24 protein-coding genes are annotated in these 26,822 nt (G+C 50.2%); 12 read left to right on the top strand and 12 right to left on the bottom strand.

The genetic code is table 11. The annotated features are described in order from the left end of the window. Positions 1–125: 125 nt before the first annotated feature. Both QU597_RS26250 and QU597_RS26255 read right to left on the bottom strand, forming a co-directional pair. Positions 126–428, bottom strand: coding sequence for a helix-turn-helix transcriptional regulator (locus QU597_RS26250; protein ID WP_310830441.1), 303 nt, complete (start codon positions 426–428; stop codon positions 126–128). Beyond that, positions 383–931 (bottom strand): hypothetical protein, encoded by a 549-nt coding sequence (locus QU597_RS26255; RefSeq protein ID WP_310830442.1) that lies wholly within the window; start codon positions 929–931, stop codon positions 383–385. Before QU597_RS26255 ends, QU597_RS26250 begins: the two co-directional genes overlap by 46 nt. Positions 932–1,236: 305 nt before the next feature. On the opposite strand from QU597_RS26255, the gene QU597_RS26260 reads away from it, so the two are divergent. The 10 genes from QU597_RS26260 (at position 1,237) to QU597_RS26305 (ending at position 11,002) form a co-directional block, all read left to right on the top strand. Beyond that, a complete protein-coding gene (locus QU597_RS26260; protein WP_310830443.1) occupies positions 1,237–1,713 on the top strand; it encodes a DUF5085 family protein in 477 nt (158 codons plus the stop codon). Positions 1,714–1,752: 39 nt separating this feature from the next. After that, the gene (locus QU597_RS26265; RefSeq protein WP_310830444.1) at positions 1,753–1,974 is read left to right on the top strand and encodes a hypothetical protein; all 222 of its coding nucleotides are present in this window, start codon (positions 1,753–1,755) and stop codon (positions 1,972–1,974) included. A gap of 25 nt (positions 1,975–1,999) precedes the next feature. Continuing rightward, positions 2,000–2,218 carry a hypothetical protein gene (locus QU597_RS26270; RefSeq protein WP_310830445.1) on the top strand — a complete coding sequence of 73 codons (219 nt, stop codon included), beginning with the start codon at positions 2,000–2,002 and terminating at the stop codon, positions 2,216–2,218. A 92-nt stretch (positions 2,219–2,310) separates the two neighbouring features. Beyond that, positions 2,311–2,676, top strand: coding sequence for a hypothetical protein (locus tag QU597_RS26275; RefSeq protein WP_310830446.1), 366 nt, complete (start codon positions 2,311–2,313; stop codon positions 2,674–2,676). 59 nt (positions 2,677–2,735) lie between these two features. After that, positions 2,736–4,949 (top strand): peptidase domain-containing ABC transporter, encoded by a 2,214-nt coding sequence (locus QU597_RS26280; RefSeq protein WP_370656284.1) that lies wholly within the window; start codon positions 2,736–2,738, stop codon positions 4,947–4,949. 4 nt (positions 4,950–4,953) lie between these two features. After that, the gene (locus tag QU597_RS26285) at positions 4,954–6,612 is read left to right on the top strand and encodes a beta-barrel domain-containing protein (protein WP_310830448.1); all 1,659 of its coding nucleotides are present in this window, start codon (positions 4,954–4,956) and stop codon (positions 6,610–6,612) included. Positions 6,613–6,628: 16 nt separating this feature from the next. Further along, complete coding sequence (locus QU597_RS26290; RefSeq protein WP_310830449.1) at positions 6,629–7,912, top strand: TolC family protein; 1,284 nt, start codon at positions 6,629–6,631, stop codon at positions 7,910–7,912. A gap of 430 nt (positions 7,913–8,342) precedes the next feature. Continuing rightward, on the top strand, positions 8,343–9,359 hold the full coding sequence (locus tag QU597_RS26295) for an ABC transporter ATP-binding protein (RefSeq protein WP_310830451.1): 1,017 nt from the start codon (positions 8,343–8,345) through the stop codon (positions 9,357–9,359). Between the two features lie 18 nt (positions 9,360–9,377). Continuing rightward, complete coding sequence (locus QU597_RS26300) at positions 9,378–10,184, top strand: ABC transporter permease (protein ID WP_310830453.1); 807 nt, start codon at positions 9,378–9,380, stop codon at positions 10,182–10,184. Between the two features lie 20 nt (positions 10,185–10,204). Beyond that, positions 10,205–11,002: an ABC transporter permease gene (locus tag QU597_RS26305; protein WP_310830455.1), complete on the top strand. Its 798-nt coding sequence runs from the start codon at positions 10,205–10,207 to the stop codon at positions 11,000–11,002. Positions 11,003–11,138: 136 nt separating this feature from the next. Here the strand turns inward: QU597_RS26305 and QU597_RS26310 are convergent, their stop codons facing one another. The 5 genes from QU597_RS26310 to QU597_RS26330 form a co-directional block, all read right to left on the bottom strand. Continuing rightward, a complete protein-coding gene (locus QU597_RS26310; RefSeq protein ID WP_310830456.1) occupies positions 11,139–14,144 on the bottom strand; it encodes an efflux RND transporter permease subunit in 3,006 nt (1,001 codons plus the stop codon). 286 nt (positions 14,145–14,430) lie between these two features. Further along, positions 14,431–14,757, bottom strand: coding sequence for an L-rhamnose mutarotase (locus QU597_RS26315; RefSeq protein WP_236334840.1), 327 nt, complete (start codon positions 14,755–14,757; stop codon positions 14,431–14,433). A 310-nt stretch (positions 14,758–15,067) separates the two neighbouring features. Next, the gene (locus tag QU597_RS26320) at positions 15,068–16,228 is read right to left on the bottom strand and encodes an ABC transporter permease (RefSeq protein WP_310830457.1); all 1,161 of its coding nucleotides are present in this window, start codon (positions 16,226–16,228) and stop codon (positions 15,068–15,070) included. Then, entirely contained in the window at positions 16,221–17,390 is a 1,170-nt protein-coding gene (locus QU597_RS26325; RefSeq protein ID WP_310830458.1) for an ABC transporter permease, read from the bottom strand. Before QU597_RS26325 ends, QU597_RS26320 begins: the two co-directional genes overlap by 8 nt. Positions 17,391–17,408: 18 nt before the next feature. Continuing rightward, a complete protein-coding gene (locus QU597_RS26330; protein ID WP_310830459.1) occupies positions 17,409–18,344 on the bottom strand; it encodes an ABC transporter ATP-binding protein in 936 nt (311 codons plus the stop codon). Positions 18,345–18,526: 182 nt separating this feature from the next. Between QU597_RS26330 and QU597_RS26335 the strand changes: the two genes are divergently transcribed. Beyond that, complete coding sequence (locus tag QU597_RS26335; protein WP_310830460.1) at positions 18,527–19,702, top strand: sensor histidine kinase; 1,176 nt, start codon at positions 18,527–18,529, stop codon at positions 19,700–19,702. 28 nt (positions 19,703–19,730) lie between these two features. After that, positions 19,731–20,387 carry a response regulator transcription factor gene (locus QU597_RS26340; RefSeq protein WP_310830461.1) on the top strand — a complete coding sequence of 219 codons (657 nt, stop codon included), beginning with the start codon at positions 19,731–19,733 and terminating at the stop codon, positions 20,385–20,387. Between the two features lie 81 nt (positions 20,388–20,468). On the opposite strand, the gene QU597_RS26345 is transcribed toward QU597_RS26340, so the two are convergent. From QU597_RS26345 to ftsE, 5 genes are all read right to left on the bottom strand, one after another. After that, positions 20,469–21,812: a PDZ domain-containing protein gene (locus QU597_RS26345; RefSeq protein ID WP_370656215.1), complete on the bottom strand. Its 1,344-nt coding sequence runs from the start codon at positions 21,810–21,812 to the stop codon at positions 20,469–20,471. Positions 21,813–21,991: 179 nt separating this feature from the next. Then, on the bottom strand, positions 21,992–23,458 hold the full coding sequence (locus QU597_RS26350; RefSeq protein WP_310830462.1) for a S41 family peptidase: 1,467 nt from the start codon (positions 23,456–23,458) through the stop codon (positions 21,992–21,994). A 114-nt stretch (positions 23,459–23,572) separates the two neighbouring features. Beyond that, positions 23,573–24,862, bottom strand: a complete 1,290-nt coding sequence (locus tag QU597_RS26355; protein WP_310830463.1) for a murein hydrolase activator EnvC family protein — start codon at positions 24,860–24,862, stop codon at positions 23,573–23,575. Positions 24,863–24,919: 57 nt separating this feature from the next. After that, complete coding sequence (ftsX, locus tag QU597_RS26360; RefSeq protein ID WP_310830465.1) at positions 24,920–25,834, bottom strand: permease-like cell division protein FtsX; 915 nt, start codon at positions 25,832–25,834, stop codon at positions 24,920–24,922. Beyond that, positions 25,824–26,510 (bottom strand): cell division ATP-binding protein FtsE, encoded by a 687-nt coding sequence (gene ftsE, locus QU597_RS26365; RefSeq protein WP_054942228.1) that lies wholly within the window; start codon positions 26,508–26,510, stop codon positions 25,824–25,826. The genes ftsX and ftsE overlap by 11 nt, the downstream gene beginning before the upstream one ends. Positions 26,511–26,822 lie beyond the last annotated feature (312 nt).

Below are 26,822 nucleotides of genomic sequence, written 5' to 3' on the forward strand. Positions count from 1 at the left end.
TTTATAAATAAGCCATACACAAAGAAGCGGCTAATCCTGAAGTCCTGATAGACTTCGCGGATAGCCGCTTTTTGCAATCTATATGATTTCGAGCGGAAGCTCTTTCCCTTAACTCTAACCATTCATTAATGTATTAGTTTTTTGGTAAATTGCCAGCGGTCATTTACATTCATTTTGAAATAAATACTCTTAACCACATTGCGTACAGAACCTTCGCTAATGCCAAGTTCACTGGAGATATGCAGCGCGCTTTTTTCCGACAGCCACAGTGAAGCAACGTCTTTCTCCCTCGCAGTCAGCTTGTATTCGCCAAAAATCATATCCAATCTGTATTTCTGCAAGTCTATATTTTGGTTCATCCATTTATCCGTAACATTCTCCGCTAATTGCTGTACGAACGGGATGGCAAACTCGATCTGCTGCTCCACGCCAAAGGAGATATCCACATAGCCCTGTATGCTACCATCCACGAATAAAGGCGCGCATACACAATTCCATTTTTCAAAGGCTGGATCGGTATGTTCTTCCCCCTAACTATACTCATACAGTTCATTTCCATGGAGAGTGAGACTGCATTAAGCCCAGACACAGACTTACCGAGGTTCACGCCCGGGCATAATCCGGCTTGCAGCATCTCTGCCTCCAGTTTATCCGAGGAGCATATTAAATCCAGCACGCAGCCTTCTGCGTTCGCCAGAAATACAATATAGGGGATGGGGATGTATTCGCTGATTTTCTTCATCTCCGCCCGGATGGACTGAATCATCGCTTCGTTGTAAATTGCTTTACGGTCTTCTACTTCAATGCTGCTAAAAGTATCCTGTGGCTGGGTACCCGGCAAGTAGAGGGTTTTGCGAAAAAGAGCGGCATGTGCCTCATGCAGATCGACCGGTGAGCACCAAATTTTTGTTTTAGGAATGGTTGTTGTCAAAAAAAGCACGCCTCCTGAAAAAAACCATCGTAAATGACATTACTTCACATTAATTCCTAACCATACATGTAAAGATAATAGAATTTCGACAAAAAGTTTGTGATAAAATTCACTAAATTACAATTTGCGTGATACACACTCTTGAAGCTAATTATCTTTGTCTCTTTCAAAGGCCATAATATAACATATTTCCTCTTTTGAGTAAATATACAATAAAGGATATTTATGTAATATCTCAAGCCAGTTATGCTCATCATGTTGCTTTTAGAAAGAATACCATAACCGGCACTTGAGGGGAGAATCCTATGGGGAATATCGCAGTAGGCCAAGAATTACGGCTGGACAATGTACTTTCAATGAGAACGAAAATAAAGCAAGAAGATATACAGCAGGCATTAATACAGATCGGGCAGTATCTAGAAAGAATGAATATTCAAAAACAAGGTCCAATTGTTACAGCAACTTTTGGAGTAGAACAAATATCTATAGGAACTATAGTTGATATAGAAATATTGGTTCCTACTAATAAACGTTTTCAACCTGAAAAACCGTATATCTTTAAAGATAAATTTCATCTTGTAAATGCTGTCTGTGCAAGACATACTGGCAATCCTGCATTATTAGAAAATACATATCGTGACGTATTGTCTTTTATCGCTTCCAATGACTTACAACAGATTACTGCAGGCTACAGCGTGAATGTAAATGAGTTGGATCCGTCTCAATCCCCAGAAGATTTAATTATAGATGTATTTATAGGAATTAACCCTTCAGTTCTTTAGTCAGGCTTAACATTCATGCTCATGAAGGGAGGTGAAGAAATGGAACTCGGAATGAATACTAGATTTGAACTTTTATCCTATGATGAAATGCTGGATATTGTAGGCGGAAAAAGCTGGGATAATGTTTGTTATGGAATCCTAGGAATGGTAACTATCGTCGCAGCAGTAACTACTGCACCTGTATCCTTGCCTTTAGCAGCAATGGCAGTTGGCGGCTCAATAGTATCAGGATACCTAACGGGTACAGGATTGCGCCCGTAATTAAATCTAAAGGAGTGAACGATTAATGCTTGCATACTCTTCTGGCTTTACTGAACTAACCTATGAAAACAGTTTAGATATAAATGGCGGATCTAAAGTGAATTGGGGCAATATTGGTGCTGGAATCTTTGGTATGGTCACCATTATGTCTGCAGTAGCTGCCGCACCTGTTGCTGTACCGGCTGCAATTGTTTACATTGCCGGCACTGTGGCTTCCGGATATCTTGTAGGATCCTCTTTCTAAAATTTATAAGAGACATTCATCCATTTATGTAAAATGGAGAATGTCTCTTATATTCGTACTTTTCACATGAAGAAAGGCGGCGGGGAATTACATTGAAGCAAAAATTCGAGAAAATGATTCCTTTCATAATTAAAACGGATATTTTTTTAGGCATCCTCATTTTAGTTCTTACCTTTATGGGGAAATCCGAAATTTTGAACCCGCAATGGTTTGCGGTTAATTTCTTTATTTTTATAGGTGGTCTTTATATTTATTCGAAAACCAAAAATAAAATTTTCTATTGCGTATTTATCTACGCTTTGATTTTTTCTTTAATGATTTTAATCGATATGATGCTCCCCGGAGGAATCATCTCCGAAAACAATACTGCAGGAGATCACGCCATAAGTGGAGGACTTATTGTATTAGGCATTGGGGGGTTTTTCGCAACTTATTATTACCTGAATAAAAAAAAGTAGCTTCAGTTAACTTCAAAACAATCAAACTATCAAAAAAAGTAAATTAGGTGGGATTCATCCTGTTTAAAAAATTCTACTGTTATAAACAACTGGACGCTACAGACTGCGGTGCAGCATGTCTTGCCACTATTTCCAAACAATATGGGCTCAAATACCCAAGTACGAAAATACGCGAAGTTGCTGGAACCGACAAGATGGGTACCAATGCTTATGGGATTGTAAAAGCTGCCGAGAAATTAGGATTTACAGCAAAAGCCGTAAAAGGAAATCAAGAGGCCTTCTTCGATAACTTCCCTCTCCCTGCCGTAGCCCATGTCATAATAGATCAATCATTCCTTCATTATGTTGTCATTCATAAAATTTCAAAAAAAGAAGTCATCATCGCCGATCCTAGTAAAGGTATTGTGAAATTTACACCGGAGCAATTTTTTCAAATATGGACCGGTATACTGATCCTGATGGTGCCCACACCCCAATTTAAAAAAGGTGACCTGACCAAGGGCCTGTTTGCCCGGTTTTTCGGGCTGTTGATTCCGCAAAAGCGCATGCTGCTCGGAATTTTTTTGACATCCATATTGTATACTGTGCTGGGTATTCTTTCAGCATTCTACTTTCAATTCTTAATCGATGAGATCCTTCCCTTTGGCCTAAAAAAGACTCTTAATATCATCTCAGCCGGGGTGATAATTCTATATATCTTTAAAATTCTGCTTAATTCGTTCCGTAGTCACATCCTTCTTACCCTGAGCCAGAAGCTGGATATCTCACTGATTCTCGGCTATTACCATCATGTCTTGAAGCTGCCGATGAATTTCTTCGGTACCCGTAAGACTGGCGAAATTATCTCCAGGCTGATGGATGCTTCCAAAGTGCGTGATGCAATCTCCAGTGCCACCTTAACCTTAATGATCGACATTATTATGGTTATCGCCGGCGGGTTCATCCTCTATTCGCAAAGTTCCCTGCTCTTTGGGGTAACCCTGCTGATGATTCCTTTTTATTTGGCCCTGGTGTGGGGCTTCCACAAACCGTTCGACCGGTTAAACCGAGAGCAGATGGAGAAAAACGCCCAACTCACTTCCTATCTGGTGGAATCCATTGATGGGATAGAAACAGTCAAAGCATACAATGCGGAAAGAAATGTCGGGTTCGAAACGGAACAGAAATTCATTTCCTTCTTAAAATCGGTATTCAGCTTTGGAATTTTCAATAATGTCCAAGGCTCCCTTAAGGGATTTGTCCAATTAATCGGCGGTGTCGTCATTCTCTGGGTTGGCGCAAGCCAAGTCATAGCAGGCCACATGTCCATGGGACAGCTTATTACATATAATTCCCTATTGGCATACTTTCTGGACCCTATACAAAATCTCATTAACCTGCAGCCTACTCTGCAAACAGCCGTGGTGGCTGCTGACAGACTGGGAGAGATTCTAGATCTGGAAGCGGAAAAACACGAAGACGAGGATCAAAAGCTTCAACCTGCTTCCTTAAAGGGTGATATTGAATTCAGCAATGTCAGCTTCCGCTACGGCACACGTTCCATGGTCCTTCAAGATATCAATCTTCATCTTCAAGAAGGCGAAAAAATCGCTTTTGTCGGCGAAAGCGGATCCGGTAAAACGACTCTGATTAAGCTAATCATGCAGTTTTATCAACATGAAGCTGGTGAAATTTTAATTAATAACATCAATATCAAGGATATTCATCTTGACAGCCTGAGACAGAGGATTTCTTATATCTCTCAGGATACTTTTTTCTTCAGCGGGACGATCCGTGACAACCTCTGCCTTGGAATGGAACATGACACCGGGCTGGAACAGATTATCCAGGCCTGCCAGACTGCCCAGGCGCATGATTTCATCAATCAGCTGCCGCTCCGCTACAACACAATGCTTGAGGAGAATGCGGCTAATATATCCGGAGGACAGAAGCAGCGGCTGGCTATTGCCAGAGCAATTTTAAAACACCCTGATATCCTCATCATGGATGAAGCTACAAGTAATCTGGACTCCACCACGGAAAAAGCGGTATCTGAGACGATTAATGCCTTTGAAAATATGACGACCATTATCATTGCCCACCGGTTGAGCACGATTATGCGCTGTGACCGAATTTATGTAATGGAGCATGGACGGATCACCGAACACGGAACGCATGGGGATTTGTTGAATAATCGTGGAAAATACTACGGGTTGTGGAAAGATCAGCTGCCTGGAATCGATAGCAAACAAGAACAGCAGATCCATTATGCAGTAGGAATAGGTGAGGTATAAGCAGATGAGCGGAATCATTCACGATCTCTCGGAAATGTCAGACAGCAGGGAAATCATGGAGTCCAAGACCAACCCTGTGATTTCCATCTTTATATTCATTGTACTTATCCTACTGGCAGCCGCTTTCACCTGGTCCTTCTTCGGACAGATGGATGTAGTTGCCAAAGCATCAGCCATTGTCAGACCCAACGAAAAGGTCAGCACGATTCAACCCGCGCAAACCGGCAAAGTCGAACATATCTATATCCGTGAAGGCATGACGGTTCAGCGCGGTGAGAAGCTCCTGAGCTTTGAACATAAGGACTTAGATGTGGAATTGGCCCAGCAGCATGATCAGCTGAGCAAGCTAACCCGTAAAATCGAGTATCTGCAGCGTTATAAGCAAAGCATACATGATCTGCACAATCTATTCTCTGCGGGCAAGACCGAAGAGGCGTATTACCGTGATATGGTGGAGCAGTTTCTTCTGGACTATAACGTTCAGCAACAGAGCTTTGAAGCGACAAATGATCAGCTTGCAGCGGCTGTTCATGAGAACAGCGGCTCCCGGGAAACACTATCCGCCACCCTTCATGCCAGCGAGACAAAATCACTGCTGGATAAACAGGAGCTGGAAAGAAAAGAGAACCTGCTTAATACCGAGTTGACTAATGAAAAGTTGCTTGAGCAGTCTATCCGGACCGGACGCAATCTGCTGCCCGTCTCCGACTCTAAGCGGACAGAACAATATAATACATATTTAATCAAATATAAGCAGTTGTCAAACCTTGCCGCAGAAAAAAAAGTCGACTATGACCGCTCCGCAAGTCTGGGTGAACGTCTGATGTCTAAATCACAAATAGATACAGCGCAACAGCAGTATCAGGCAGCTCAGCTGCAGACCAGCCAATACCAGCAGGAGTCCTTGCTAGGGACGCAAAGTAACATTACCAGTTACGCTCAAGAGTTAAAAGAATTACAGGTTAGCCTGGATTTGTTGAATGAAGGCAAGGATACGCCTTCATCCGAACGGGAGGCGATTAAATTGCAGGAACAGCAGTTATCCGGCAAGCAGGAGGATTTGAACAAACAGCAGGCACTTAATCTGGCGACTGAAAAAACGGCTTTGGAGAAACTTAAGCTGGACCGGATCGTGCAGATCCATGCCTCGATTGAAGCAGAGCAGAAGAATCTGACTGCCCTGCAGGAGAATGTGAAGCAGCTTGAACTCGGTCAGGAGAAGACAGTTCTCACTGCTCCGATAGCAGGTATCGTCAATATTTTGAAAGATACCACCATTGGAGATATGGTACAAGCCGGGGAATCCCTACTTACAATTATCCCTACCAATGAATCGAAATACAAGATGAGCCTTGCCGTCCCCAACGCCGAAGCCGGAAAGATATCTGTAGGCGACAAGGTGGACTTAAGCTTTACAGCCTTCCCGAAACAAAGCTTCGGCTCCCTTCGGGGAACAATTACTTCTATTAGTACAGATTCAATTGTTCAGCAGGACGGTCTAAGCTATTACCTGGCAGAAGCCACTATTCCCAATAGCCCGCTCACTAACCGCCGGGGAGAACGCGGAGAGCTGCGTATCGGGATGACGGCCAACGCTTCTGTGATTACCGATTCTAAAAAAATCATTGATTTCATTCTTGAGAAGATTAATCTTAAGGATTAGAGGAGAACTGCTGCGTATGATTAAGAAGACACTGCTATTTATATTGGTTTGCTTAATTGTGATTGCATCGGGTCCCCGGGCAGTCTTTGCCGAATCTGCCGGGGCTGCCACCGTCAAGACTCTTTCTTTAGACGAAGCCATTAAGCTTGCGCTGGATCATTATTCCGATCTCAAACTTTCCAATTGGAAAGCGGCCGAGAACGACGCCCAGCTGTCTTATATTACCGCCGTGAAGAAAAAGCTGGAGGATAAGAACGTCACTGCAGCAAGCAGCCTACTTTCTGTCTCTTTTAATGATTTTTTGAAGAGTATTCCAAATTATGATCAACTAAGCGATGAGGATAAGGCTGGCGTTCAACAATCGATCACCCTGCAAATCATGATTAACACTTCCATTAATCAATGGATACAGGCACAAACCGTCAGCCAGAACAGCTACAACCAGGAGCTAAAGAACAGCCAGCTTATAGAATACAGCGATCAGCTGCGCTCCCTTGAGAGTAACCAGACACTCAGCAGGTTAGAAATACAGAAATCAGAGGCGTTAGTCCGTTATGACACCATCCAGAAGTATTACCAGCTCTGCTCTTCACAAATGAATATTGAGTATCAGCAAAAGGACAAGCAATATTGGGACACGCAGGCGGATGATGCGCTTGCCCTATATAATGCCGGACTTCTCCCTAAAAAGGATTTGGAGGCCGCCCAAGTTAAGGCGCAGCAGCAGGAAACAGCAATTGAACGTGACTCGGGCAGTCTGAAGGCACAAAAGGAGCTTTTTAAGCAGGAGCTCGGGTTGTCTGCGTTCAGCGAGATTATTTTCTCCCCTCCTTCTCTGCCTGCAATTCCAAAGCCGGGAAGCTTCAGTACCGTTATCGGGATTGAGAATAATCTGGAGCTAAAAGAACAGGATGCCAAAGTGAAGCTGGCCGAGGATAATTATGATGCCGTTCTACCCTCTGATACTGAGCTCAAAAATTACTATCACGTTCTCTGGTCCAGCCAGCTGGCACAGAGAACTATCCTCCAGCAGCAGCTGGAATTGAAACTCGCGGACTACAAAAAAGAAGCCAATGACCTCTGCCAGAGGAGCATCCAATTAATCGAAGACTATAGCCGGTATGAGCAGGCTCTGCAGGATATCCGTACCTTAAACAGCAAGGGTCTGGCTTCACTCGCTGAAGTGGACAAGACTGTTCAGCAGCTCAATCAATCCAACCAGCAAATGGACAGCCTGAAGTACGAATACCTGATTTTTCTGGAGAAGATGAATTTGGCGGTAAAAGGTGTGGTTATATGAAGCATCTCTCTTTAGCAAACAACTTTTATCAGGAGTTTATACGATGAAAATCCAGTTATACGAAAAAATTCTAGGTTTGCTGTTAGCTCTTCAGATCATCCAGCTCAGCTATATAGCTGTTACAGAGCACAAATTGAACCGCCCCGCCTTGTATTCAGGTCTTTTTATTATTATCTTCTTCATCTACATGTATTTCATTAAAAAAAAGCAGCGCTAGACCGAACTATTGCGTCTCTCCAATACACTCGGCGGCTATCCCGGTCTGGATTAAGGACCGCTGGAGAGCCGTTTTTTTTCGCAGCATCCGCTAGGGTCCAATATTATTTTTCAGTTATCGATTTAATCTGATAGTTTTCGACATTAGCCTAATGCTATATTTATTGAACATGTCTTTTGAGAGATGACAATCCAGGATGAAGGAGGATTATCCTTGAGTATTATTGAAGCCAGAGGACTGTCGAAGTCCTTTCTGCAGGCGGTGAAGGAACCGGGGCTAAAAGGTGCGCTCAAGCATCTGCTTGTGCCTAGGAACATTACCAAGGTCGCGGTGCAGCCGCTGGACCTGAGCATTGAAGCCGGCGAGACGGTCGCCTATGTGGGGCCGAACGGTGCCGGCAAGTCCACCACGATCAAGATGCTGAGCGGAATACTGATGCCCTCTGCAGGCAGTATTACTGTAAACGGTATCAATCCGTATAAAAAAAGAATGGAGAACGCCGCCCAGATCGGTGCCGTCTTCGGCCAGCGCACCCAGCTGTGGTGGGATATCCCGATTGTGGAGTCATTTTCGCTGCTGAAGGATATCTACCAGATCCCCGATCACGTGTACCGGGCAAATCTCGACCAGTTTATTGAACTGCTGGGTATGAGTGAATTTATTCACTTATCCGCCCGCAAGCTCTCCCTGGGGCAACGTATGCGTGCGGATCTGGCCGCCGCCCTCTTACATAACCCGCCCATTGTCTATCTGGATGAACCGACGATCGGCCTGGATGTCTCCGTGAAGCAGAAGATCCGCGAATTCATCAAAAAGATCAATCAGGAACAGCAGACTACCGTGATGCTGACCACCCATGATCTAGGCGACATCGAAGACCTGTGCAAACGGCTCATTATCATCGATCACGGCTCGATCATTTATGACGGCAGCCTGAGTGAGGTGAAATCGCGTTTTGCCAAAAGCCGGGTGATTTTCTTTCAGGTGGGCTCCCCGATGCCGGAGCTTTACGAACAGCTGGCACAGACCGAGGGAATGAAGCTGGAGCTGCAAAGTGAGCAGGAGTTCTCCGTCTCTTTTGACCGGTATGAATATACTGCCAGCGATGTGGTCAGCCGGGTAATGCGGCATGGGGAGGTCATTGACTTCCGGATGGAGGATGCCAACATCGAACAGGTCATCAAAGCCGTGTATGACGGAAATCTGGACCTGAATCAAAGCGGCCAATAAGGAGGTATAGCCACAGTCATGTCTGCCATCCATTTGAAGAAGTATAGAAGCATTGCCAACCGTTCCCTGCAAAATGTACTGGCGTACCGCACCTCTTACGTCATCGGTTTCCTGGCGAATACCGTGAATCTGCTGGCGATCTACTTTTTATGGCAGGGGATTTACAGCGGCCGGGCAGAGGTCGGAGGCTATAGCTGGGATCAGATGAAAACCTATCTGCTGGTCACTTTTCTGGCCAATTCCGTGCTCTCCTGGTACTCCGAAACGGCCATCTCCGGTAAAATCCTCGACGGGAGCGTTGCCGTGGACCTGCTGAAGCCGATTGATTTCCAGACCGCCCGCTTCTCAGAAACACTTGGGGCCAGCCTGCTCGAAGGCGGAATGAGCGCCATCCTGCTGATTCTGTTTGCTTCCTTTCTGTCCGGGATCACTCTTCCGCATTCGCTGCTCGTATATGTGCTGTTTGCCTTAAGCCTGCTTGGGGCGATTCTGGTGAAATTCGGCGTTGTGTATCTGGCAGCATTGCTGTGCTTCTGGTCTACCGGCTCGATGGGCATCGTCTGGACCCGGATTGCGGTCACTAATCTTTTGTCGGGGGCGCTTGTGCCGCTGGCCTTTTTTCCGGACTGGCTGGAGCGGCTGGCATTATGGCTGCCGTTTCAGAGTATCATTCATACGCCAACGATGATTTTTCTGCAGCAGGCCGGTACCATGGAAAGTCTGAAGCTGATCGCACTGCAGGCCTTCTGGGGGATTGCGCTCTGGATCGCCGGCAAATGCATGTGGAACTGGGCGGTCCGCCAGGTGACGATTCATGGAGGCTAAGACGAAAGGAGTGAAGGCCGGTGCGGGTGTCACGGATGTTCTATCTGTACAGAAGGCTGTACGTGCAGCAGCTCAAAGCCATTCTCGAATATAATAAAGATTTCTACATCTTAATGTGCTCAGCGGCGCTAACACAGGTGCTGGGTTTTGTCTTCCTCTGGGTGATCTATGACCGGATTCCCGACATCAACGGCTGGCAGTTCTGGGAAGTAACGTTTATGTATGCAATGATTTTTGTGACCGAGGGAGTGGGCTCGTTATTTTTTGAAGGCACCTGGCGGATGGGCAGACTGGTAAATATGGGTGAGCTGGACCGCTATCTGCTGCGGCCGGTACCTGTAGTGCTGCAGGTCTTTTGTACAGGTATCGGAATCAACGGCCTTGGGAACCTGCTCATCGGCGGAGTGATTATCTGGCAATCGCTGGTTCACGGGCATATCCACTGGACCCTGGGCAAAATCATCATCACCCTCCTGCTCCTCCTTACAGCGGTGATTATCCGGGTATCGATCAATCTGGCTGCCAACTCGGCCGCCTTCTGGATCAGGAACGCCGGCAATGCCTTTCCGCTGATGGTGCATAATCTGGCTGATCTGGCCAAATATCCGCTCACGCTGTTCCCGCAGGCCATTCGCGTGTTCGTCTCGACTGTACTCCCCTATGCCTTCATTAGCTTCTACCCGGCAACCTATATTTTCGGCAAAAGCGAATGGTCCGGCTGGTGGATGCTCGCTCCTGTCGCGGCACTGGGCAGCGCAGCGGCTGCGTATGGCATCTTCCGCTTCGGACTTTCCCGTTATGAGAGTACAGGAAACTAGACGGCTAGTGGCAATCACTGAACGTAACAGAACTTATACAGGGAGGAATAGCAAGCAAACAACCAAGAGCAGTGCGGACATTCCGCACTGCTCTTCGAGTTATTGCGATATTTAGGAGTTACTGCACAGGCCTTGCCTAAGCGGCAGCTCCGGATTTGACAGCCTGCTTGCGTTCCTTGGCAGATTTGCGGAAATACAGCAGCTCATAAATGGCTGGTACAACCAGCAGCGTGAGCAAGGTTGCTGCGGTTAATCCGCCGATGACTACAATCGCCAGACTCTGCGAGACGATGCTTCCCTGCTCGGACTGACCGAACAGGAGCGGCAGCATGGCGCAGACCGTGGCAATGGCCGTCATCAGAATAGGACGCATCCGTGTGCCGGTTGCTTCCAGAATAGCTGCGCGGATCGGCATATGCTCCTCGTTCTGCTTAATCCGGTCAATCAGTACCACCGCATTCGTGACTACGATCCCTATGAGCATCAGCGCACCGAACAAGGCGGTGAAGTCAGGAGTAACGCCTGAAATAATCAGCGCTATGATGGCACCGATGGCCGCAAGCGGCAGTGAGAACATGATAGCCAGCGGTGCACGCAGTGTCTTAAAGGTCAGCACCATAATCAGATACACCAAACCGATGGAGATCAGCGCGGTCATTCCAAGATCGCTGAAGTCTCCGGCCTGATCGGCTGAAGCGCCTCCGGCAAACAAGCTTACCCCATCCGGCAGCGTAATGCTGTCCGTCTGTTTTTTGATATCGGCTCCGATCGCCGACACTTTCTTCGGATCAACCTCTGCAGTAATGCGCACATAAGGCTTGCCGTCCTTATGATAGAGCATGGCCGGCTGATCTGTGACTTCCAGAGAAGCTACATCAGAGAGCTGCTTCGGACCGCCGGAGGTCATAATGGTGATCTTTTGGAGATCCTCCTGCGACTGTGGTTTCAATACCGGCTCCAATAAGACGGCCGCCGGAGAACCATCGAGCTCCATCTGACCCAGCGGAACCGGGTTAAGCATTGCGCTCAGCTGCATGGAGATTTCCTGGGCGTTGGCTACTGCGGGATCAACCTTGAAGGCAAATACCGGTTTGGTATCCTCCATATTACTGCTGACCTTTTCCACGCCTTCTATACTTTCTATTTTGGACGCCGCCTCTTTCGCAACCTTATTAATTACGGCGAGATCATCACCGACGATATCCACATATTCACTCGTTGAAGTAGAGCCCATCATGCTGGCCTCATTCGCCGTCAGTGTTGCCCCGGCATAGCTGTCCTGCAGACCACGGATATGGTCAAGGAAAGCTTGAGCATCAGCATCTTCCTTCATCATTACAGTATAGTCCACCTGAGTCAGCGAGGTTACACTGCCCCATCTGGCCGAATCCGCGCTGTTCCCGGATTGCATGATTACCGTCTCCGCCTGCGGCTGGCCCATCATTTCCTGCTCCAGCTGTTTGCCCTTCTCCAGCACTTCCGTTACCGGCACATCGTTGGGATAGACGAGCTGAACGGTTACCATACTGGCATCCGAAGCATTAAGCGCACCCTTAGGCATATTGATGTAAGCGGCAATCGAACCGACAAGCAGTACGAGACCCAGCGTCAGCGTAATCCACTTGCGGTGAAGATTCCATTCTAAGAAACGGCTGAACCACTTGGCAGGCTCATGCTCCTTCATCGACGAACCTCGCAGCAGCCATGAGCTCAGAAGTGGCACCACGGTCAGCGCGACTACCAGCGAAGTGAGCAAGGAATAGGTTACCGTTAAGGCAAACGGCAGCAGGAAGGCCTGCAGGCCGCCGCGCAGCAGTCCCATCGGCAGGAAGACCGCGACCGTGGCAAGCGTCGAACTGGTAATCGCTCTGGCTACCTCACGGGTTGCACTGACCACCAGATCCTTCGAAAGGGGCTCCTTCTGCAGCCTCCGGTAAATATTCTCGATTACCACTATACTGTCATCGACCAGACGTCCGACCGCAACGGCCACCCCGCCCAGTGTGACAATGTTCAAAGTAATCCCGGAAACATTAAGCAGATACAGCGTCACGGCCAGAGACAGCGGAATCGAGACAGCCGTAATCAGCGTAGCCCGGATATTGCGCAGGAACAGCAGAATGACGACCGTTGCGAACAAAGCGCCGAGCAGAACCTCACGCATCATACTGTTAACCGAGGTGACCACCATATCGGAGGTGCTGAAGATCACGGAGAGCTCAGCATTTTTTACACTTTTATTTATACTGTCTGCAGTGTCACGTACCTTCTCACCTACATCAACCGCATTGGCACCCGCTTCTTTGGTGACTACGGCGAACAGCACATCCTTACCGTTCGAGCGGCTCACGCTCTCCTGGTCTACTTTTGCTTCCACGGCAGCAATATCCTGCAGGGTCACGCCGGCAGCTACAGGAAGCTTCTTGAGTGTATCGATGCTGTCAATCGAGGACACAACGTTCACATTACCCGTCTGGCCGCCAATGGTCTGCTCACCGATGGATGCCGACACGCTGCGGCCTTGAAGCAGTCCCAGCACCTGGGCGGTAGACACTCCCTTGGCTGCCATCGCCTGCGGATCAAGCTTCACATTGACCTGCGGGCTGGTTTTGCCGTAGAGCGCTACACTGGCTACCCCGTCTATCTTCTGCAGCTCTGGAATGATCGTATTCTCGGCGATCGCCAGATTATCCTTAGTGAGCCCCTCCTCGAAAGACAGGGTCGCCTGGCTGACAGGAATCATCGAGGTGTTAAGCTGAACGATGAAGGGGTCCATGACTCCCTCCGGGAAATGCAATGCGCCGACGGCTTTTTCAACCTCCTGCGCCGCTTCCTTCATATTGGTCTTTCCGTCAAAATAAATGTCCACCTGGGCATACCCGTCACCGGAAGTAGACATCTGCTCGGTTTTGCCCTTCACCGCTGAGGTTGCCGCCTCAATCGGCTTCGTCACATTACTCTCCATGGCATGAGCATCCTGGCCCGGTCCCAGTACGGTAACTGTCACCTGCGGATTATCAGCCTCCGGCATAAATTCCATCGGCAATGAAGTATAACTCAGCATTCCCACCACAAGCGCCATGACGACCAGAAGACCCACAGCCCCCTTATTGCCGAATGACCATTTTGTTAACCACGTCATTTTCTAAATCCCCTTCCACCCCAGTATTTTAGCTTAGCTTCTTATGTCTGTATCCGTTATGTATGAACTGCCGCTTTCTTGCTTTAGTGTAGTGTCTTTTGAGTAATGTCAAAACCGCCTGGCGGAGGGTTTCGTACTCCGTCTTAGGTCGGGGTTCTTCCCCCTCCCGGGACAGAGGTAAGCAAAATTCTAGGTGTCCTTATAAAAGAAAAGAAGAGCCCCGGTACAGGCTCCTCCTCGTAAAGCATCTATTCGTTTAACACGATTGATTATACCGAAGTGTCTCCTACTCCAGATAAAATACCTCTCGAAGCGGCTCCATCGGCGTTTCTTCATTGAAATCAAATGACCCTTCCACCATCTTAGAGGTTATCGCGTTCCACCGGTTGCAGGCCTCGCTCTGGGCTATGTAGGCAAAGGCTGCTTCCTTGTCGTCACATTCAAAGCAGTAGAAAAATTGATTGCCGTTCTGAAAAATCGAATAATTAGTAATACCCGCCTTACTGTGTTCTTCCAGAATCTCCGGCCAAGGATTCAAATGCATCTGCACGTACTCCTCCAGACACTCTTCCTTTACCCGCCAGGTCCAAGCCAGCTTATTGCTGTTCTCCATCTCATAACCTCCCAAGAGTTTTGTGAGCATAGACTTCATTGATTTACTTCGTACAAAACTTGCCTCGTAAGCATCTGCTTTGTGTGGTGAGCCTGCACCCGGTTGACTTCATCTATGTATTCGCGCTTTGATATACCGTGGCGTAAATCATCCATCTTGGCGGCCCTCTCTTATGATACCGTTTACATTGTAGCATTAGCAACTATTTTGCAGAATAAAAAAAGCAAACCTGCTGCTCCCGGTCACTTTCGACCAGGAGCAGCAGGCTCCGCTAATCACAATGACTATGATCCTGAACGCGGCTGACTGCTTAAGCGCTGATACCTGCCTCATTAGGCCGGAGAGTCGCGGATCCGAAAGCCAGCAGAATTGCCGCCATCAGGCCGAGTACCGCAAAGGGAAGCCAGAGCTCATTCCAGCCGCCGCCGGTGGCAGCAATGTCCACCGCCTGGATAGCCCACTTCTGCGGAGTGAAATTGGCCGCCTTCTGCATATATTCCGGCATGATGGTGAGCGGCCAGAAGCATCCGCCCAGCATACAGGTCGGCGTAAGAATGAGTGCGTTCAGCATCCCCGCATTACGGGGATTGCGGATCAGGCCGGCTACGGTACCGGCGATACCCATCGATACAAGCATAAACGCAGCCAGCACCAGGAAGTACAGGTACATCGGTATTTCATAGTCATAGCGCAGCACCCATTTGCCCAACGACAGCACAACGGCAATCTGAATGATTCCCACCAGAAAGCTGCCGAGAAAGTTGCCCAGGGCAATTTCATAAGCACGGACCGGAGCGCTGTACATTCGCATCATTGTCCGGCCTCTGCGGTCATCCATAATTAAGTTGACTGTACTGGTTACCAGGTTCATCAGGAACATCAGCGTCAAGCCCGTTATGATTCCAAGTGTCTGCCGGGGATACAGATTATAATCGGTCCGTATACTTCCTACGTTATGCTGCTCCGCCTGCTGCAGAATCGCGGTAAACTGCGCCTCAGGCTCACCCGCACCGGCGGCCCCCTTCACCGTCCCTGCCGTCACCAGCATTTCGCCGGCGATAGCAGCAGCTTTCATTTTGATCAGAACCGAATCCTCCGATGCTTTCAGCTCGTAGACGGTCAGCTGCGGCTGAGTGCCGTTCAGTAATTCGGTTGTGTAGTCAGCCGGAATCAGGAGTCCGGCCACTCCTTTCTGCCCGATTACACTTTCCTTCATCTTCTCCTCATCACTGCTCTCCACCAGTTTGTAATCCCCGGTTTTCTCCAGTTCGGCCAGCAGATGTTTTCCTCCGGCGCCTGTATCCCTATTGGTATACAGTAAGGTTGTATCAGAGCCCTCAGCTACACCTCCGGTAATCGAAATAATTCCTGCAACCACGATGCTCGGCAGCAAAATATACATAAGCATCCCTCTGCGGGTGCCGATAGTCCGTTTAACCATATTCCAGCCGATCGTCAAAATGTTATTCATGGTAACCCACCTTTCGGTATGTGAACAGAGCCGCGCTGAACAAAACGAGGCAAATAACCGACATTACGAGCAAATTCGGTAAAATCTGCCCTAACCCGGAATGCAGCATCATCCGGATCATGGCCTGCTGCTCCCAGTGGTTTATTGTAAAGGCACCCACGCTGTTCACCCATGCATCCGGAAGCGGCGCCATCCCCCCGCTGAGAAAGGTCATAACTACCGTAACAATGTTGATGATATTAATAGCGCTTGTTCTTGTTTTGCTGAACATGCAGATGAGAATGGAGAATGTCATCGAGGCAATAATCATCAGCAGGCAGAACAGCATCAGCAGGCCCGGGCGGTTGCCCCAATAGACACCGAACAGCACATCGGTAAAGAAAATAATTGCTGCACACTGCAGCACCGTCACAACACCGACTCCCAGCATTTTGCCGATGAACAGCTGTGAGCCTTTTACCGGCATGGAGTTGATGCGGAAGAGGGTGTGGCTGTCTTTCTCGCTGAACAGAGAGTGGCTAACTGTAAATCCGCTGTACAGGAGAAACATCAGCAGCATGGAAGCCGCATAGAACTGGGAGGCGTTGTAGGTTTTCCCGCCATTGTTAAGGTCCCCAAGTTTCACCGCAGACTGTTCAGCCGCCATCGGCAAAGCTGCCGTGATCGCTGCCGGACCAAGCGTCATTGCTGCCGCCTGCTTGTAATTGATAGCGCTGAGGAAGTTGTCAAACACTGTGCCTGCAACGGTGTTGTCACTATGGTTTTTGCCGAGAATGAACTCCAGCTCCGCCTTTTTGCCGCTTTGAACTTCGCTGTCAAAACCCTGCGGCACAATGACTGCGTATCCGTATTTGCCCGTGCGGAGCCCGCTTTCCGCCTCCTGCCGGGTCCCGACTTCCACAGGAATAATGTAATCCTTAACCTCATCCGATTTCACAAAATCCTCAAGCATTGCCGATTTCCCGGCATCCGCAGCCGAGGAATACACTATAGCCGTCTTTACCGGATCCACCGATTCCGAGCCGTCTACGCCCACAACCCCGGAGAGTGAAGCCCCCAGCAGAAAAATCAGCACCAGCGGCAGCAAAAGCATATTCAACAGCAACGTGCGTGAACGCAACTGCCGGCGCAGCTCATACGTCATAATCGTCCAAATATTCATTTCCGCTTCTCCCCTTCCTCAGTCCCGCAGGGTCCGTCCGGTCAGACTGAGGAACAGCGTCTCCAGATCCGGCTCTTCAATGTGCAGGGAGACAATGACCCCCTCATGCTTGGCAAAAATAAACAGAATGTCCTGCAGCTCACTTTGCGAAGACGGCAGATAGAGCTCTACCGCATCCTGCACTACCTCAACACGATTGATCCGCGGATGCTTGCCCAGTTCATTAATCAGCGCCGGTGTAATATTCAGAGCGTTCACGACAATTTTCTCCTCATGGGCGACCCGTTCACGCAGTTCCTTCTCCGTGCCGCAGGCAATGATATGCCCCTTATCCATAATGGCCACCCGGTCGCAAATTGCCGCAACCTCCTCCATGTAATGACTGGTATAAATAATCGTAGAACCAAGCTTATTCAAGGCTTTGACTGAATCCAGGATATGATTACGCGACTGCGGGTCAATGCCGACGGTCGGCTCATCCATAATGATCAGCTTCGGGCGGTGCATGATCGCACAAGCGATGTTTAACCGCCGCTTCATCCCGCCCGAGAAGGTGGACGGCTTCTCCTTGGCCCGGTCACTCAGGCCGGTAAAAGCAAGCGCCTCTTCCGTCCGTTCCTTAAGCAGACTGCCCCGCAGCCCGTAAAGCTTGCCGAAGAATCGCACATTTTCCGCTGCCGTCAATGTTTCATACAAAGCCAGCTCCTGGGGGACCAGGCCAATTCTTTTTTTGACCTCTATCGGCTGATCTTTGACTGACAGTCCGTCTATCCGGATTTCACCCGAATCATACTTGAGCAGGCCGCATATCATGCTGATCGTTGTGCTTTTTCCCGCGCCGTTTGGCCCCAGAAGCCCGAATATTTCTCCTTCTTGAATATTGATATTCACGTGGTCTACCGTCAGCTTCTGATCATACCGTTTCACCACATCACTGAGTACCGCAAGAGTCATCCGCACATCTCTCCTGTTCTTATCGCTTCTATAGTTCAATTGTAGCGCATCCGGGACGCATCCGAAGGTACGTAAAGTCATTTGCTTAGGTGACTAAAGTCATCTCCTGAACCGGGAGAGGAATATGCTAAGATGAAAGTAGCCTCCGCCAGTCTTATATTTCAATACAAAGGATGAACCACTTGACCAGAGAACTGAAGCTAATCCGTTACGGTCTTATTGTTGTTCCGGCTTTAATTTCTGTATATACATACGACTACTCCGATTATGGATTATTCACCTTCTATCTCCTGGTGCAGCTGCTGCTGGCAACGATCGGTGTCAGGCTGCCTAAATCACTGCCTGTTCTGGCCGTTTCCCTTGAACTGCTGTACAGCGCCTGGATGTGCCAAACGTATGGCATGCTGATGATTTTCCCGGCGATTTCTGCGATGCTCTGTTATTCCCGGTTTCAGCCGAAGCGGGTTCCCGTGCTGCTCGCCTTGCTTCATCTGGCTGCCTTGAATGTGGCCTTCAGCTCCGCAGCACCGTACGAACGGGCCTACATGAATCTCACTTTTCTGCTTGCAGCTGCACTGAACGAGCTGCTGCGCAGGACAGGACGCGGCCGTGAAGACACCCTGTTTCTATATGACGAGCTGCGCAAAAAACACTTCGAACTGGACGAGGCCCGTAACCGGCTGCTGGAGTTCACCGCACAGGTTGAGAAGGCAGCTACCGCCGAGGAACGGATCCGGATCGCCCGCCAGCTGCATGATGATATCGGCCACCGCCTGATCCGGGTCAAAATGATGGTCGAAGCCGCGATCCATACCCTGCCGGCTGCTCCGGAGACAGGGATGAACATGATGGGCCAGATCCGCGACCAGCTCGCCGCCAGCATGGATGATATGCGTGCCGCGATCAGGCAGGTGAACCATTCTCCGCAGCTTGAGGGCGCTTATGCGTTGGATCAGCTGCTGGAGGAGACCGGCCGTGATACCGGCATTAAGACATCTTATCAGGTGCATGGCTATCCTTTTCCGCTATATCCCAGCATTCAGGTCGTACTCTATAAAAATGCCCGGGAGTCACTTACCAATGCCTTGAGGCATGGAAAAGCGACCGCCGTATGGATCTCCATGTTCTACAGTGAGCATGAGGTTGTCATGGAGGTCAGCAACAACGGGACACTGCCTGAAGAAGATCAGCTCCGCAGGCTCCGGCCCGGCGGCGGCGGGATGGGACTGGAAGGTATGCATGAGCGTACCCGCCTGATTGGCGGGACACTGGAGCTGCGCCTGGAAACGCCATTCACCGTAATTACCCGGCTGCCGGTTTACCGGCAGGGGGACTATAAGCAGCCTCATATTCCATAACAAATCCAATCCAAGGAGCGCAAAATTAATGATAAAAGTAGTGATTGTGGACGACGATTCTTTTATCCGCGAGAGTCTGAAGGTACTGGTCGGACTGGATGCTGAGATTGAAGTCGTGGGCAGTGCGGGCGATGGACAGGAAGCACTCGCACTGCTCCATGAACTGCCTCAGGCCGATGTCGTGCTGATGGATATACGGATGCCGAACTGTGATGGCGTCGAAGGAACCCGCCGCATCAAAACATCCTATCCGCAGATATCCGTACTGATGCTGACTACCTTTGACGATGATGAGTATATTATCGAAGCGCTGCGCAACGGGGCCAGCGGCTATCTGCTGAAGAACATCCCGCCGGACCGGATTATTCAGGGCATCAAAACCGTCCATGAAGGCAACATGCTGATCCACCCCGACATCGCCCGGAAAATGGCCGGATTTCTGCAGCCGGCTTCACGGCCGGAGGCAGCGGAGCAGCCCCAGCTTGACGCTTACGGTCTGACCAAAGCTGAATTGGCCGTAGTATCATCCATTGCAGAAGGCCTGACCAATAAAGAGATTGCCGGAAAGCTGTTCCTTAGCGAGGGAACGGTTAAAAACTACATCACCGATATTCTTAGCAAGCTCGGCCTGCGTGACCGGACACAGATCGCTATTTTTTATCTGAAAAGCCGGCGGGAGAAGTAAATACCATATAAAAAAGGCCAGCTTCCTGCATGTACCGCAGAAGCTGGCCTTTAGCTATAGATATGGAGTTGTTGCCCTGTGTCAGCCCTCTGCCGGTTCCTGCTTAGTCAGGTCCGGCTGGCTTGGCTGGGATGGTGCCGAATTGGCCCGCTGCAGCCCGCCTGCCGAAAGCGTTCTGCGGCGTGTACGGGTTCCCGTCTTCATCCCGATAATCCCAAAGATACTGGACGGCTTCGCCTCAGCAGTTACCGCTTCATCCGGCTCCGGCACAAGGATCATGCCGAGCTGGTGGTGGTCCCCGTCATAAATCGGCCGCTGCAGGTATTTGCTCTCGCCCTCACGGTTCTGCACCTCCAGCTTGCAGTACGCCGGGTTCATGCGCAGCGCTTCATGCAGCTGCGCCGCATCGGTCAACAGGACACCGTTGACTTTCAGCAGCACTTCACCCGGCAGGATGCCCAGCTCCTGCGCCGGGCTGCCCGGCAGTACGGCCAGCACCTTGCGGCCGACGGGCGGATGCACGAAGCTGGGACTGGTACTGCGCTCCTCCAGAGCGCTGTACCAGCTTAAGCCTTCGTGCAGGAGAAGCGCGAGCAGCGCCGCGACCAGCGTCAGCGGGCTCCACCAGGCGGCCAGCAGGCTGACGCCCAGCAACAGGGTGCTGTACGCCAGCAGCCGTCCTGCCGTGCGGGCAGCCTTGCGCCCGGGCAGCAGGCTCTGGGTCATCTCGCTAAAGCCGATGATGACCGGCAAAGACACCAGGCCAAGCCCGCCGCCCAGCAGCGGCTGCCATGGCAGATCGCTGATTCCCGTTCCGGAGGGAATCAGCAGGAACAGCGGCAGCGGCCAGAAGGCCTCAAGCTGGTAGCCGCCGACGACCTTGCCGCGCTTGCCTGCCAGGAAAAGCGGGGTCGCCAGCCGCGCGCCCTGCCAGCGCGCGAGCAGCGCTTCCGCGAGATGAAGCAGCGCGGCCAGCACAAGCAGCGCCGGGATGTCCATCTCCCGCAGCGCCGTTACCAGCCTGCCGGCTGTTCCGTCCTGCAGCGCATCTGGAAAGAAGGAGAAGATAAACTGCATAATCCCTAACAAGCCTATGGAGTAAGCGAAGCATAAATAACGCACACGGAATAACATCAGGATCAGACTGACGATCCAGATACAAATTACAGCATCAGGCGGGAGAGAGATCCCCAAGGCTACAGCAGCCAGTGAAACCAGCAGCCCCATCATAAGTCCGCTCCAGATCGTCCGCCAGGTTTCCGCGCCCCAGCTGTGCTGCTTCACATGAATCAGTTTGCGTTCCAGCGCGACCTGTCTGCGGTAGTAAAGGGCAATAAATATAAGTGCAATATAGTAATAAGGCTGTATCAGCAGATGTATGACCGCTGTGCCCAAGCTTGTAAGCAGTTCTAGCATATCATTCAAACCGTCGTCACACTCCTTTTACTCACTCACAACACAGACCGAAATAATTCTACTAAGAAGAAACGGCTTCGCCGTCCGATTAGGGACGGTATCCGTTTCTGCGAAAAATAGAAGGAGAATTTATAGCGTAAAACATATAAATTAATATATTTAAAAAAAGAAGGCTGAATTCAGCCTTCTTACTTTTTCGACGCCGCTTCCTTAATTTCCTTCCGCACCTCTTCGATTCCCTTGTTGCGCTGGTTGTCATTGGCCGGGTCCTGAATGACCTTGATCAGGGCCAGCTCGAGTGATTCTGCCGTCTTGGCATCGATAATGCCTGTTGCCTGCAGCTTCGATGCACTCTGGAATTTCTTCACCGCATTCTTTGTCCCGGCATCGAAGTATCCGTCTTTGCGGCCCGGTTTGTAGCCCAGACCGTCCAGCATGGTTTGCGCGCTCTTCACATCCGAGCTGTTCATGTTATATTGCAGGGTCACACTCTTGTTAATCGGTGCAACCGAGAAGTAATCCGGCTGCGCTACAGCGATATCCGGCTTGATACCCTTACCGTGAATCCAGGTACCGTCCGGTGTCAGCCACTTGGCAATGGTAATCTTGAGCAGGCTGCCATCCCCAAGTTCTTTCTCAAAGCTTGTCTGCACCGTGCCCTTGCCGAACGAATTCTCGCCGATCAGCTTGGCTCCGGCCGATTGCTGCAGAGCCCCGGCCAGAATCTCCGATGCGCTTGCGCTGCCTTTGTTCATCAGAACAACGACCGGATAATCTTTACTTGAGCCATTCGATTTAATAACTTCGAGCGCTTTGCCCTTTTCGTCTATCTTAACGATTGCCTTGCCGTTAGGGACGAACAGCTCCGCCATCTCAACGACCCGCTGTAATACACCGCCGGGATCATTGCGGACATCAATGACGAGTCCCTTCATGCCCTTCTTCTCCAGGTTAGCCAGCTCTTCCTTAAACCGCTCGGCGGTGTTCATGGAGAACTGGGTCACTTCGATTACGCCGACTCCGTCCTTTTCCATGGTGGCATAGACGGTTTCCAGCTTCACATCATCGCGGGTAATCACGAACTCCAGCGGCTCCGCAGAACCTGTACGCTGAACCTTGAGGGTAGCCTTGCTGCCCTTAGGCCCCCGGATCTTGGCCACTGCATCATTCAGCTCAAGCCCGTCCAGGGATTCGCCGTTCACCGACAGAATAATATCCTTAGCCTGTATCCCGGCCTTTTCAGCCGGCGCTCCCTTGATCGGCGAGACAACGACGACCTTGCCGTTATCCGAGGATACCTCCGCACCGATTCCTGAGAAGGAACCTTCAATACTCTCTTCGAATTTCTCGGCGGTTTCTTTGCCCATATAATTGGAATAAGGGTCGCCCAGTGCTTCCATCATACCGTTGACAGCACCGTCGATCAGCTTGTCCCGGTCTACAGCCTCGTAATAGTTCGATTCGATCAGGCTCAGCGCGGTACCCAGCTTCTGGGATTCCTTCTCCTGTAAGCCGCTGGTCTGCAAAACCGCAGCCACGCCTTCACCGGCAGCTTGTCCGAAGACTTGCGCATAGCCGGTAACGCCCAGGGTCAGGAGACTGCCGCATAACAACGCAGCGACGATCATAAAGGCCGCCGTGCTTTTCTTTAACATGATGTTACCACCGTCCCTTCATGTAGAGCTCGTGTATCCCGTAGCCGTCCGGAAAGGACGGTATCTCTTCCAGTATATGCCGCAGCGTGTATTAATATTTATTAGGCCTAAAATTTAGAGATACGGCATCGGATCAACGGTTTTACCGTCAATCCGCACCTCGAAATGAAGATGCGGGCCTGTAGAACGCCCGGTCGATCCCGATTCGGCGATGACCTGGCCTCTGTCTACCTTCTCGCCGGCTTTGACTTTAATCCCGCCTTCACGGATATGGCCGTACAGTGTCCATACACCGCCGCCGTGGTCGATAATCACGCAGTATCCGTAGCCGCTCCACCATTCGGCGACCAGTACGGTGCCGGAATCAGCGGCATGAATGTCTGTCCCCTGCGGAACCGCAAAGTCTACGCCGGTATGCATTTTGCCGACCTCACCGGTTACCGGATGTGTCCGGTAACCGTACCCCGAGGAAATCCGCGCCGAGCCTACCGGGAGCAGAAACGGTCCGTTACCTCCGGCATAGTCCGACGAGGAACTAGAACTGCTGACGCTTCTGGAGGCTTTGGCTTTAGCTGCGGCGGCTGCTCTGCGCGCCGCTTCCGCCTTGGCTGCAGCTGCTTTGCGTGCCGCTTCCTCCGCCTTTATTTTGTCCTTCTGCTCTTCAAGCGCCGAACGTTCGCTGGCCAGCTGCACCAGCTTGGCGTTCTGCTCTTCAGTAACTTCATCAGCTTCCTGGATCTCTTCATCATAATAAGCGATAAGCTCCTGCTTCTCGGCTTCCTTCTCCTTAAGCACCGTGCGCTGGGATTCCAGATCCGTATAAAGCTGCTTAGCCTGGGCGTATTGCCCCTCGAGCTCCTGCTTCTTCGCGATCACCGTCTGCTTGTCCAGCTTATGCTGCACCAGCAGATCCTGATCCTGGTCTACAATCATCTTCAGCGAGTCGGCCCGGTCCAGGAAATCCGAGAAGCTCGTTGAAGACAGCAGTACGTCAAGATATGAAACTGCCCCATCTGTATACATCAGCCGGACACGGGATTCCAGCAGCTTCTCGCGCGAAGCAACACGCGCCTCTGCTTCATCCAGCTCGGCCGCCGTCACATTCAGCGACTGCTCTGTGCTGGCGATTTTGCCGGAGATGGTCGTCATCTCGCCTTTGACCTGGGCAATCTGATCCAGCACATACTGGAGATTCAGCGTTGTTTTGTTCTTATAGTGCTGGGCTACCTGATTACGGGAAGCAGCCTGATCCTGTGCTGCCTTGGCGGCCTGCACCTCTTGCTGCAGCTTCTTCAGCTGCTGATCTATTTCAGAAACCGTTGTCTTCTTGGCATATCCGTCAGAGGGCCCTAATAAAGTGACAGCCAGCAGTGCTACGGCTAATCCGGCGGCAATCTTCTTCAACTCGCACTCCCCATCCTTTTACTCATTTATTTAAAGTTCCTTTTACAGTGAACAGTCCTATACTCTCAGGAATTTGCGGATTGACACGGTACTTCCCCAGACGCCGATCAGTACGCCCAGACCGACCAGCAGCCCGCAGAGCAGCACCCAGATATCTTCAAACGGGATCAGCTGCAGTCCAAGCATCGGATCTCCCTGTACGGAATTCGTAAGACTGCTGTATCCAATGTACAGTACTCCAGAGGTCACGAGTGAACCAATCAGCCCGATGAGCGCTCCTTCAATAAAGAACGGCCAGCGGATAAAATAATTCGTCGCCCCCACCAGCTTCATGATGCCGATCTCCTTGCGGCGGGCGAGAATAGTTACCCGAATCGTATTGGAGATCAGGAACATCGACATCAGGGCCAGACCTGCTACAAAAATAAAGCCTATATTGCGCACAGCGCGCGTAATCTTAAACAGCGTCTCTACGGAGCCTTTGCCGTAGTTTACTTTATATATCGGCTGCTCTTCATGCGTTTTGTTTAGTGCTTCTATCTTATCTGCTACAAACGGAACCGTGGTAGGTTCAATGACCTCTACCAGCAGCTTGTCCGGCAGCGGATTATTATCTTCGTCAAAGCCTTCCAGCAGCTCGGCGGCATCCGGTCCCATATCCTCACGGAATTCCTTAAGGCCCTGCTCTTTGGACACGAACTCTACCTTGCTGACTTCCGGCATACTGCCGATTTCATTCTGCAGCGTTTCACGCATCTTCTCGTCGGTATTCAGCGTCAGATGCACATTGATCTGCACCTGGCTGTCCGCCTTGTCAGCGATAGAATTAACATTAAGCACAAGCAGTATAAAGACACCAAGCACGAATAAGGAGACGACAATAGATGTGATGGAAGCCACCGACATCCAGCCGTTGCGGAATACGTTTTTGAAGCCTTCCCGCACATGCCGCAAGAAGGTTTTAAAACTCATAACCATATTCCCCTCTCACTTGGTCTCTGACAATATTACCATTCTCGATCGCCAGCACCCGTTTGCGCATTTTGTTGACAATATCCCTGTTGTGGGTAGCCATCACAATCGTTGTGCCGCGAAAATTAATCTCGTCAAGGAGCTGCATAATTCCCCAGGAAGTCTCGGGGTCCAGATTGCCGGTAGGCTCGTCCGCAATAATGACGGAAGGGTTATTGACAATCGCCCGGGCAATGGCAATCCGCTGCTGTTCCCCGCCTGAGAGCTGGGAGGGCTCGCGGTTCGCTTTGCTGCGCAGGCCGACTAATTCGAGCACTTCAGGGACACGTTTCCTGATAACCTTCTTCGGCGCTTCGATAACCTCCATCGCAAACGCAACATTCTCGTAGGCCGTCAGCTTCGGCAGCAGCCGGAAATCCTGGAACACTACGCCGATATTACGCCGGACGTACGGGATTTTGCGCGGTTTGAGCTTACCTATGTTGAATCCGCCTACCGAGATCTGTCCCTTCGTCGGAGTCTCTTCTCTATAAATTAATTTCATGAACGTTGATTTCCCTGCGCCGGATGGTCCGACGACATACACGAACTCATTGCGGTCGATCTTGACGGATATCCCCTGAAGCGCGTGGGTTCCGTTGGGGTAGGTCTTCCAGACATCCTGCATTTCGATCAAAATTATCACTTCCCGATTCTGACATATTCCGCCGGTTCTTCAGTTTCGACATCAAACCGCGGAAGCTTCCATAAACTGCACAAATTACCGCAGGCGTATCTATTGTAACAAATCTGTAACTGCTTGAGTACCCGAAAGTTTTACAGGCATCGCACATATATATAAATTACCGGCTCTTGTCCGGCTGTCTCAGAACAGTATTACATTCGCTCCATTGTTGAGAAAATCCTGCCCGCCGGCACTTCTGCTTCTATATATCTGCTTCAAAAAGGGATCATTGTAGGCCCACTTTATCCGGCGCGCTGCATGGCA

It is taken from the genome of Paenibacillus pedocola (assembly GCF_031599675.1).
Lineage (GTDB): Bacteria > Bacillota > Bacilli > Paenibacillales > Paenibacillaceae > Paenibacillus_AQ > Paenibacillus_AQ pedocola.

Excerpts from the sequence above, each read along its gene's own strand:
- QU597_RS26260 (WP_310830443.1), top strand. The coding sequence starts at position 1,237 with ATGGGGAATATCGCAGTAGGCCAAGAATTACGGCTGGACAATGTACTT.
- QU597_RS26265 (WP_310830444.1), top strand. The coding sequence starts at position 1,753 with ATGGAACTCGGAATGAATACTAGATTTGAACTTTTATCCTATGATGAA.
- QU597_RS26270 (WP_310830445.1), top strand. The coding sequence starts at position 2,000 with ATGCTTGCATACTCTTCTGGCTTTACTGAACTAACCTATGAAAACAGT.
- QU597_RS26285 (WP_310830448.1), top strand. The coding sequence starts at position 4,954 with ATGAGCGGAATCATTCACGATCTCTCGGAAATGTCAGACAGCAGGGAA.
- QU597_RS26290 (WP_310830449.1), top strand. The coding sequence starts at position 6,629 with ATGATTAAGAAGACACTGCTATTTATATTGGTTTGCTTAATTGTGATT.
- QU597_RS26300 (WP_310830453.1), top strand. The coding sequence starts at position 9,378 with ATGTCTGCCATCCATTTGAAGAAGTATAGAAGCATTGCCAACCGTTCC.
- QU597_RS26310 (WP_310830456.1), bottom strand. The coding sequence starts at position 14,144 with ATGACGTGGTTAACAAAATGGTCATTCGGCAATAAGGGGGCTGTGGGT.
- QU597_RS26315 (WP_236334840.1), bottom strand. The coding sequence starts at position 14,757 with ATGGAGAACAGCAATAAGCTGGCTTGGACCTGGCGGGTAAAGGAAGAG.
- QU597_RS26320 (WP_310830457.1), bottom strand. The coding sequence starts at position 16,228 with ATGAATAACATTTTGACGATCGGCTGGAATATGGTTAAACGGACTATC.
- QU597_RS26325 (WP_310830458.1), bottom strand. The coding sequence starts at position 17,390 with ATGAATATTTGGACGATTATGACGTATGAGCTGCGCCGGCAGTTGCGT.
- QU597_RS26330 (WP_310830459.1), bottom strand. The coding sequence starts at position 18,344 with ATGACTCTTGCGGTACTCAGTGATGTGGTGAAACGGTATGATCAGAAG.
- QU597_RS26340 (WP_310830461.1), top strand. The coding sequence starts at position 19,731 with ATGATAAAAGTAGTGATTGTGGACGACGATTCTTTTATCCGCGAGAGT.
- QU597_RS26350 (WP_310830462.1), bottom strand. The coding sequence starts at position 23,458 with ATGTTAAAGAAAAGCACGGCGGCCTTTATGATCGTCGCTGCGTTGTTA.
- ftsX (WP_310830465.1), bottom strand. The coding sequence starts at position 25,834 with ATGAGTTTTAAAACCTTCTTGCGGCATGTGCGGGAAGGCTTCAAAAAC.